Genomic DNA, 7,098 nt, shown 5'->3' with positions numbered 1-7,098 from the left:
AGAAGGCGGCAAACGCTATGTCCCCGGGCGGTCCTGCCTGCGTCCGGTCTATGGTTATCTGCACCACAACCGCTTTCTCGAAACCGCCACGCCCTACCTTATCGAGCTGTCAGAACGTTTCGCGACTCGGGCCGACCTGACCGTGCTGGATGGGACCGATATCGTCTATCTGTCGCGCGTCCCCAGCAAGGATGAGCTTTTGAACCTGTCACCTCTGGGTCGGCGCTGGCCTGCGGTCAACACTGCGTCCGGGCGCGCGATTCTGGCTGCAATGCCAAAAGCCGAGAGCTACAGGGTACTTGCCGCATCGAACTATCGAAAGATCACGCCGCATTCGCTGGCCGATATCTGGTCTGTATCGGCAGCGGTAGAGGAGGCGGGCAAGGTCGGATACGCTTATCAAAGTGAGGAAGTCATGCTGGGCGCGGCCTCGGTCGGTTCTGCGGTGGTCGGCGCCAACGGCAAGGTGCATGGGGCGATCATCCTCGGCGGCGCAGTCACCGCGTTTCAGGACAAAGACCGGCGACATGCCCTGGGCGACGCGGTCAAGCAAGCGGCGCAGGCGATCGGGGCCTATAACCTGACATGACCGCTCAGCATGATCAACCAGACGGCGCAAAACCCGACCCAGATCAGGACCCTCGGTTCCTGACCTCGGTTGCGCGTGGCTTTCGGGTTCTGGATGCCTTGTCGGCCAGCACCGGTCCGATGTCGCTGACCGATCTGGCACGGTCAACCGGACTGACGGTGCCGACATTACAGCGCCTGACCGCAACGCTGGTCGAAGCGGGATATCTAGAGAAAGAAGAACACTCAAAACGCTACCGGCCAACGGTCAGGACCGTTGATCTTCTCTTCAGCTACCTGTCGCGAAATCAGTTCGCCAAACGGGCCTGGCCGCATTTGGTAAAACTCCGCGAGGATCTTGGGCTGGACGTTTCCCTTTCGGTGCCGATCGGGAATTCGATGATCTATGTGCATCGCCTGCCGGGATATGCCGGGAATTTTGAAAACACCCTTCCGGGAAAGAAGGTGCCGCTGCACCTTTCCGCAAGCGGCCGTTGCATCTTGTCCTTGCGGGATCCCGAAGCGGTGGCGCAATACCTGTCGTCGATAGACATGACCGCCCTGACCCCTTGGTCCCTTACCGACCCGACTGCGGTGCTGGCCGAGCTGACAAAATGCCGCGAAACCGGCTATGCGCTGGTAAGGCAGGAAGCCGCGCCCGGAATGATGACGCTGGCCTGTCCGATCATGCGCGGGGCAGAGGCCATTGCAGGGGTTTCCGTGCATGTGCCGGTGGCGGGCATGGATGAAAATGCTTTCGTCAGCAGCGTATTGCTGCCCACGGTGTCAGTATCTCAGGCGTTACGCGCAGGTTAAGGGGATGGCCCCCTATCGATAACCGAAAACGAAAAGTGGGGGCCAAAATCTGGCCCCCCGGGTATGGCAGCGCGTCTGTTCAACGTGCGAAATCGGGAATGCGTCAGGCGCGAACCAGCCGTTCGTATTCGGCAACGACCCGCTTCGCCAGATCGCCCACCTCGAACGTATTGTCACCGATTGAGCCGACCGGGGTCACCTCGGCCGCCGTGCCGGTCAGCCAGCACTGCTCAAAGCTTTCCAGTTCGTCCGGCATGATGTGCCGTTCATGCACCTTGATCTGCATGTCGCGCAGCATCTGGATGACGGTCTGGCGGGTCAGGCCATTGAGGAAGCAATCCGCCAGAGGCGTATGCACCTCGCCATCCTTGACGAAGAAGATGTTGGCCCCGGTCGCCTCGGCCACATAGCCGCGATAGTCGAGCATCATTGCATCCGAACAGCCCTTCGCCTCGGCCGCATGCTTGGACATGGTGCAGATCATGTAAAGACCTGCGGCCTTCGCCTCGGACGGGATCGTCGCAGGGTCGGGGCGGCGCCATTTGGCGATGTCCAGTTTCGCGCCTTTCATCTTGGCGTCGCCGTAATAGTTGCCCCATTCCCAGGCAGCGACCGCCAGACGGACCGGGTTCCGCTTGGACGCGACCCCCATATCCTCACCCGCGCCGCGCCAGGCCAGCGCACGGATATAGGCATTGTCCCAGCCATTGGCCTTCAGCACCGCTTCCTTGGCGGCATCGATCTGCTCGACCGTATAGGGGATCGGCATGTCCAGAAGCTCACCCGAGCGCAGAAGCCGCGCCGAATGTTCACTGCTTTTGAAGATCTTGCCATTGTAGCAACGCTCGCCCTCAAAGACCGAAGACGCGTAATGCAGCGCATGGGTCAGGACATGAACCTTGGCATCGCGCCATTCCACGAGCTTGCCATCCATCCAGATCTTGCCGTCACGATCGTCGTAAGCTCCTGCCATTTCATCCTCCTGGGGCGCGTCCGTTTGCGAATATTGCGCTACTTAGGTCCACATCGGACATAATATTGCGCCAAATCTGGGATTCGCTACCAGTTGAGACTTGGAAAGTCAACATAGCTGACATAAAATCACTCATAGTGAACGAGCGGAATGAGGGGGCAGGATTGTGAATGCGGGCAGTCCGGGGACGCAGGGTGGCGAAAGCCTGCTGTTCCTGACAGATGAACAGTTGAGGAAGGGCATCGAGGCGATGTTCTTCGCCTATCGCGCCTTCACCGCCGATCCCGACCGCATCCTCGAAAACTACGAATATGGCCGCGCCCATCACCGGGCGATCCATTTCATCAACCGCCAGCCGGGGCTGACGGTGAATACGCTCTTGACCATGCTCGGCGTGACCAAGCAATCGTTGAACCGGGTGCTCAGGACTCTGGTCGAGGACGGGCTGGTCGAGGCGCGTATCGGGCGTCGCGACAAGCGCGAGCGCAATCTCTTTCTGACCAAGAAAGGGGCAGAGCTGGAACGTGACCTCAGCGACGCCCAGCGGGCCCGGATGCGCGCGGCCTACCGCGCGGCGGGACCGGCGGCGGTGGCCGGGTTCCGACAGGTGCTTGAGGCGATGATGGACCCCGAGATCCGTCGTTATTACCAATCGATCAGGGACAATAATACATGAATGGGCAGGCCGATATCCATCTTCTGATCGTCGATGACGATGAGCGTATCCGGAGCCTTCTGCAGAAGTTTCTGATCCGCAGCGGCTTTTTCGTGACTGCTGCGCGCGACGCCGCCCATGCGCGCCGCCTGTTGGGCGGGCTCGATTTCGATCTGATCGTCATGGATGTGATGATGCCGGGCGAGGACGGGGTCAGCCTGACGCGGTCATTGCGCGAAACCATGAAGACGCCGATCCTGCTTCTGACCGCCAAGGGTGAAACCGCCGACCGCATTGCGGGGCTGGAGGCCGGGGCGGACGATTATCTGGCCAAGCCGTTCGAGCCGAAGGAACTGCTGCTGCGCATCAACGCGATCTTGCGCCGCACGCCGGTTGCCGTGGAAACCAAGGTGCCGAAAGTTCTGAACCTCGGTCCGGTGCGCTATGATGTCGACCGGGGCGAGATGTGGCGCGGCGACAGCCTTGTGCGGCTGACAGCGACCGAAGCTGCGCTGATGCGTATCTTCGCCGCAAAACCGGGCGAGCCGGTCAGCCGCACCCAACTGGTCGAAGACCTTGGCCGGGCGACGGGGCGGGGAGAGAGCGGTCAGGCCCAGGAACGCGCGGTCGACGTGCAGATCACCCGCCTTCGCCGCAAGTTTGAAACCGACCCGAAACAGCCCCGCTACCTTCAGACTGTGCGCGGCGCGGGTTACATGCTGGCGCCGGAGTAAGCGGCGCTCACAACGATAAGGAAAGGCAGGCCCCGTGAGCACCCTGTTTCTGACCCACGAAACCGGCCTTGCCCATGTCACCCCGCCGGGCCATCCCGAACAGGTGGCGCGGCTTGAGGCGATCTATAAAGCTTTGCGTGATCCGGATTTCGATGCGCTCGACCGCCGCATCGCCCCCGCCGCCGCGCCGGAAGAGGTTCTCCGTTGCCATACGGCCGAGCATATGAACACCATCCGCGCGGCGACGCCTGAAAGCGGCTCGGCCGGACTTGACCCCGACACGTTCATGGCGCCCGACAGCTGGAAGGCGGCGATGCACGCCATTGGCGGGGTGGAGGCGGCGGTGGATGCGGTTCTGGCGGGCGAGGCCGCGAATGCCTTCATCGCCATGCGCCCGCCCGGCCACCATGCGGAACACCAAAAGGCGATGGGCTTTTGCCTGTTCGGTACCGTCGCCATCGCTGCGAAATACGCGCTCGACGCACGCAGTCTGTCCCGTGTCGCGGTTCTCGATTTCGATGTCCATCACGGCAATGGCACGCAGGACCTGCTCTGGGATGAGGCGCGCGCGATGTTTGTCTCCTCCCATCAGATGCCGCTTTATCCCGGCAGCGGAGCGGCGAATGAAACCGGCGCCCATGGCCAGATCGTCAACCTGCCGCTGACCTCCGGCTCGGGCGGGCATGAAATGCGGACAGCATGGGAAACGGCGCTGGAACAGGCCAGGGATTTCGCGCCCGAACTGATCCTCGTCAGTGCCGGGTTCGACGCCCATCGCGACGACCCGCTGGCGGGCCTCAACTGGACCGAGGCCGATTTCGCCTGGATCACCCATGCGATCTGCGATCTGGCCGAGGATTGCTGCGATGGCCGGGTGGTATCCTCGCTGGAGGGTGGTTATGATCTTACCGCGCTCGGCCAGTCAGTCGCGGCGCATGTTCGGGTGCTGATGGAGCGGGGCGAATGAGCGACATTGCCAAGATGAGCTTTGAAGAGGCGATGAAGGCGCTGGAGGGCGTCGTGCGCGACCTCGAATCGGGCAATGTGGAACTGGAGAAATCCATCGCGCTCTATGAACAGGGCGCGAAGCTGAAAAAGCACTGCGAGACCAAGCTGAAAGAGGCCGAGGAGAAGGTCGCCAAGATCACGCTCGGCCCTGATGGTCAGCCGACAGGGGCAACGCCGGTCGAAGGCCTCTGACCCATGTTCGCCGAGCGCCTGAAACGGGTGCAGGCCAAGGTGCAGGAAGCGCTGGACGACGCGCTGGCCTTTCATCCTGACCTGCCGGTCATCCATGCGATGCGCTACGCGCTGCAAGGCGGCAAGCGCCTGCGCGCCTTTCTGGTCCTTGAAAGTGCCCGCCTGCACGGCATCCATGAAGGTGAAGCGATGGCCGCGGCGGCGGCCGTCGAGGCGTTGCACGCCTATTCGCTGGTCCATGACGATCTGCCCTGCATGGACGACGACGACCTGCGCAGGGGCCAACCAACCGTTCATGTGAAATGGGACGAAGCGACGGCGGTTCTGGCCGGCGACGCATTGCAGACGCTCGCCTTTGAACTTTGCTGCGATCCATCCCTTGGCGCCCGCCGCATCGACCTGGTGACGGCGCTTTCGAAAGCCTCGGGCGCCGAGGGCATGGTGCTGGGTCAGGCGCTCGACATTGCCGCCGAGACAGCGACCGCGCCCCTGACGCTCGACGAAATCACGAGGCTTCAGGCAGGCAAGACCGGCGCGCTTTTCACCTTTTCCGCGACGGCGGGGGCGATCCTTGCCGGGGCCGATACGCGGCCGCTGGAGGATTACGCCCGTGCCCTCGGCCTCGCCTTCCAGATCGCCGACGATATTCTGGACGTGGAGGGCGACCCCGCCAAGGCGGGCAAAAAGCTCGGCAAGGATGCGGCGGCGGGCAAGGCCACCTTCGTCTCGCTCCTCGGGCTCAAAGGCGCCAAATCCCGTGCCCGCGACCTTGTGACAGAGGCCGAGACCGCCCTCTTGCCCTATGGTATGAAAGCCGACACCTTGAGAGACGCCGCGCGGTTCGTTATCTCGCGTGAGATGTGAAACGGCGAAAGGCCGGTGATGAGCGAGCGACCGAAGACCCCGACCCTTGACCGCGTGACGGTGCCTGCCGACCTGAAGGCGCTGAGCGACCGCGAATTGCGGGCCGTCGCCGATGAGCTGCGCGCCGAAACGATCAGCGCGGTTTCGGTCACCGGCGGCCATCTTGGCGCGGGCCTCGGCGTGGTGGAACTGACCGTCGCGCTGCATGCCGTCTTCGACGCGCCGCACGACAAGATCATCTGGGATGTCGGCCACCAGTGCTATCCACACAAGATCCTGACCGGACGGCGCGAGCGTATCCGCACTTTGCGCATGAAGGACGGGCTGTCGGGCTTCACCAAGCGCTCCGAGTCGCCCTATGACCCGTTCGGCGCGGCCCATTCATCGACCTCGATTTCCGCCGCGCTCGGTTTCGCCGCCGCCCGCGATCTGGGGGGCGATGCGGGCGACGCGATTGCCGTGATCGGCGATGGCGCGATGAGTGCCGGCATGGCCTATGAGGCGTTGAACAATGCCGGTCACCTGAAAAAGCGGCTTTTCGTGGTGCTCAACGACAACGAAATGTCGATCGCACCGCCCGTTGGTGCGATGTCCTCTTACCTCTCGCGCCTCTATGCAGGTGCGCCGTTTCAGGAATTCAAGGCTGCCGCCAAGGGCGCCGTCAGCCTGCTGCCCGAACCCTTCCAGGAAGGCGCACGGCGCGCCAAGGAAATGCTGAAGGGCATGACCGTCGGCGGGACGCTCTTTGAGGAGCTTGGCTTTTCCTATGTCGGCCCCATCGACGGCCACGACATGGAGCAGCTTTTGTCGATCCTGCGCACTGTCCATGACCGCGCCACCGGGCCGATCCTGATCCATGTTCTGACGAAAAAGGGCAAGGGCTACGCCCCCGCCGAACGCAGCCCCGACAAGGGCCATGCGACGGCGAAGTTCGACGTGGTGACGGGCGAACAGAAAAAAACGCCCTCCAACGCGCCCTCCTATACCAAGGTTTTTGCCCAGTCGCTGATCAAGGCAGCGGAGACCGACGACAAGATCGTCGCCATTACGGCGGCAATGCCCGATGGCACCGGGTTGAACCTTTTCGCCGAACGGTTCCCGAAACGCTGCTTTGATGTCGGCATCGCAGAACAGCATGCTGTGACCTTCTCGGCCGGACTGGCGGCGGCGGGGTTGAAACCCTTCTGCGCGCTTTATTCGACCTTTCTGCAACGCGGCTACGATCAGGTCGTGCATGATGTGGCGATCCAGCGGTTGCCGGTGCGTTTCGCCATCGACCGCGCCGGGCT

The 7,098-nt window shown here is 62.6% G+C and carries 9 protein-coding genes; 8 read left to right on the top strand and 1 reads right to left on the bottom strand.

Going from position 1 to position 7,098, the window contains the following annotated elements:
• Positions 1–589 (top strand): IclR family transcriptional regulator (locus WBB85_RS19980; RefSeq protein ID WP_432640341.1); only part of this gene is annotated, 589 nt, incomplete at its 5' end.
• Entirely contained in the window at positions 586–1,383 is a 798-nt protein-coding gene (locus tag WBB85_RS19975; protein WP_432640340.1) for an IclR family transcriptional regulator, read from the top strand. The genes WBB85_RS19980 and WBB85_RS19975, both read left to right, overlap by 4 nt.
• A gap of 103 nt (positions 1,384–1,486) precedes the next feature.
• On the opposite strand, the gene WBB85_RS19970 is transcribed toward WBB85_RS19975, so the two are convergent.
• Entirely contained in the window at positions 1,487–2,356 is an 870-nt protein-coding gene (locus WBB85_RS19970; protein WP_432640339.1) for a branched-chain amino acid aminotransferase, read from the bottom strand.
• Between the two features lie 166 nt (positions 2,357–2,522).
• On the opposite strand from WBB85_RS19970, the gene WBB85_RS19965 reads away from it, so the two are divergent.
• The 6 genes from WBB85_RS19965 to dxs form a co-directional block, all read left to right on the top strand.
• Entirely contained in the window at positions 2,523–3,032 is a 510-nt protein-coding gene (locus WBB85_RS19965) for a MarR family winged helix-turn-helix transcriptional regulator (protein ID WP_432640338.1), read from the top strand.
• A complete protein-coding gene (locus tag WBB85_RS19960; protein WP_432640337.1) occupies positions 3,029–3,745 on the top strand; it encodes a response regulator in 717 nt (238 codons plus the stop codon). The genes WBB85_RS19965 and WBB85_RS19960 overlap by 4 nt, the downstream gene beginning before the upstream one ends.
• 34 nt (positions 3,746–3,779) lie before the next feature.
• Positions 3,780–4,712 carry a histone deacetylase family protein gene (locus WBB85_RS19955; RefSeq protein WP_432640336.1) on the top strand — a complete coding sequence of 311 codons (933 nt, stop codon included), beginning with the start codon at positions 3,780–3,782 and terminating at the stop codon, positions 4,710–4,712.
• A complete protein-coding gene (locus tag WBB85_RS19950; protein ID WP_432640335.1) occupies positions 4,709–4,945 on the top strand; it encodes an exodeoxyribonuclease VII small subunit in 237 nt (78 codons plus the stop codon). The genes WBB85_RS19955 and WBB85_RS19950 overlap by 4 nt, the downstream gene beginning before the upstream one ends.
• Positions 4,946–4,948: 3 nt before the next feature.
• Complete coding sequence (locus WBB85_RS19945; protein ID WP_432640334.1) at positions 4,949–5,809, top strand: polyprenyl synthetase family protein; 861 nt, start codon at positions 4,949–4,951, stop codon at positions 5,807–5,809.
• An 18-nt stretch (positions 5,810–5,827) separates the two neighbouring features.
• A partial coding sequence (gene dxs / locus WBB85_RS19940) for a 1-deoxy-D-xylulose-5-phosphate synthase (protein ID WP_432640333.1) occupies positions 5,828–7,098 on the top strand: 1,271 nt, incomplete at its 3' end.

The organism is Albidovulum sp. (genome assembly GCF_049646345.1).
GTDB lineage: Bacteria > Pseudomonadota > Alphaproteobacteria > Rhodobacterales > Rhodobacteraceae > Albidovulum.
The sequence above is the reverse complement of the archived record's forward strand: the minus strand, read 5'-3'. Positions and strand labels throughout refer to the sequence as shown.

What these genes read in the sequence shown, in the direction of transcription:
- WBB85_RS19975 (WP_432640340.1), top strand. Translation starts at nt 586, where the DNA reads ATGACCGCTCAGCATGATCAACCAGACGGCGCAAAACCCGACCCAGAT.
- WBB85_RS19960 (WP_432640337.1), top strand. Translation starts at nt 3,029, where the DNA reads ATGAATGGGCAGGCCGATATCCATCTTCTGATCGTCGATGACGATGAG.
- WBB85_RS19945 (WP_432640334.1), top strand. Translation starts at nt 4,949, where the DNA reads ATGTTCGCCGAGCGCCTGAAACGGGTGCAGGCCAAGGTGCAGGAAGCG.
- WBB85_RS19950 (WP_432640335.1), top strand. Translation starts at nt 4,709, where the DNA reads ATGAGCGACATTGCCAAGATGAGCTTTGAAGAGGCGATGAAGGCGCTG.
- WBB85_RS19970 (WP_432640339.1), bottom strand. Translation starts at nt 2,356, where the DNA reads ATGGCAGGAGCTTACGACGATCGTGACGGCAAGATCTGGATGGATGGC.